Genomic DNA, 1,591 nt, shown 5'->3' with positions numbered 1-1,591 from the left:
CCGACTTTGAGGTATTGTCCATTGCAATTGCTTCTGACGAGGTGATTAGAAATGAGTGGTCATGTGGGGAGATAAAGAAGCCTGAGACTATCAACTACAGGACTTTTAAGCCTGAGAAGGGAGGTCTTTTTTGTGAAAAGATTTTCGGGCCAACCAAAGACTGCGAATGTGCTTGTGGAAAGTACAAGAAGACGAAGAATAAAGGTGTTGTTTGTGATCGATGTGGAGTTGAAGTAACTCTTTCTAAAGTGCGCCGTGAACGTATGGCGCATATTGAGCTTGCTATTCCTGTTGTACATATTTGGTTTTTCAAGACGATGCCAAGTCGAATTGGAAATCTGCTAGGCCTTTCTTTGAGAGATTTGGAACGTATCATTTATTACGAAGAGCATGTTGTTATTGATCCAGGCAATACGGATCTTCAAAGAAAACAGCTTTTGACAGATCAGCAATTAAAGGAAGCTAGAGAAAGGTGGGGATCTACCGCTTTTTCAGCAAATATGGGTGGAGTTTCCATTCACGAGTTACTTGTTTCAGAGGATTTGGAAGCGTCTGTTTCAGACCTTAAGGATAAACTCAGGAAGACTCGTTCTGCTCAAGCTCGTATGAAGTTAGCAAAGCGTTTAAAGATAATTGAGGCATTCATAGCATCAGGGAATCGTCCTCAAGATATGGTTTTGAGTGCATTGCCAGTCATCCCGCCACAATTGCGCCCTCTAGTTGCTCTCGATGGGGGTCGTTTTGCAACAAGTGATTTGAACGATCTTTATCGCAGGGTTATTAACCGCAATAATCGTCTTAAGGCTATTTTGAAGCTTAAGACTCCTGAAGTGATCGTCAGAAACGAAAAGAGGATGCTCCAAGAGGCGGTGGATGCATTATTCGATAATGGGCGTCATGGTCATCCGGTCATGGGTGCTGGAAATCGTCAGTTGAAGGGGTTGGCTGAGGTTATTAAGGGTAAGAAGGGTCGTGTTAGAGAAAACCTTTTAGGTAAGCGTGTCGACTATTCTGCTCGTTCCGTAGTTGTTTCGGGGCCGGGGCTATCTATTAGTCAATGCGGAATACCGAAAGAGATGGCCCTTGTTCTATTTGATCCATTCATTGTTCGTAGATTGAGGGAGCTTGGTCACGCTTATACTGTCCCTGCTGCAAAAAAAATGATTCGTAGAAGAGATTCTGTTGTTTGGGACGTTCTAGAAGAAACAATTAAGGGTCACGTAGTTCTTTTGAACAGAGCCCCTACTCTTCACAGGTTGGGTATCCAAGCCTTTGAGCCTGTTTTAATCGAAGGGAAGGCCATTCGTCTTCACCCTCTTGTTTGTTCTGCATTCAATGCAGACTTTGACGGGGACCAGATGGCGGTTCATTTGCCTCTTTCGATTGAAGCACAGCTTGAAGCACGTCTGTTGATGATGGCTCCAGACAATATTTTTCTGCCTTCTTCTGGCAAACCTGTTGCCGTTCCCTCTCAGGATATGATTTTGGGCATCTATTATTTGATGCATGATCCGATTTATGATCCTGAAGCGGAAGGAAGATCGGTTCGAGTATTTTCATCTACTGATGAAGTTTTGACGGCTATGTCGTT

General features: G+C 43.7%; 1 protein-coding gene. It reads left to right on the top strand.

What is annotated here, in order from left to right; translation table 11 throughout:
- On the top strand, positions 1 to 1,591 hold a 1,591-nt coding region (locus GCCT14_RS04820; RefSeq protein ID WP_478209993.1), incomplete at both ends, for a DNA-directed RNA polymerase subunit beta'.

It is taken from the genome of Candidatus Similichlamydia epinepheli (genome assembly GCF_003056015.1).
This window is presented reverse-complemented; position numbering and strand designations above follow the sequence as displayed.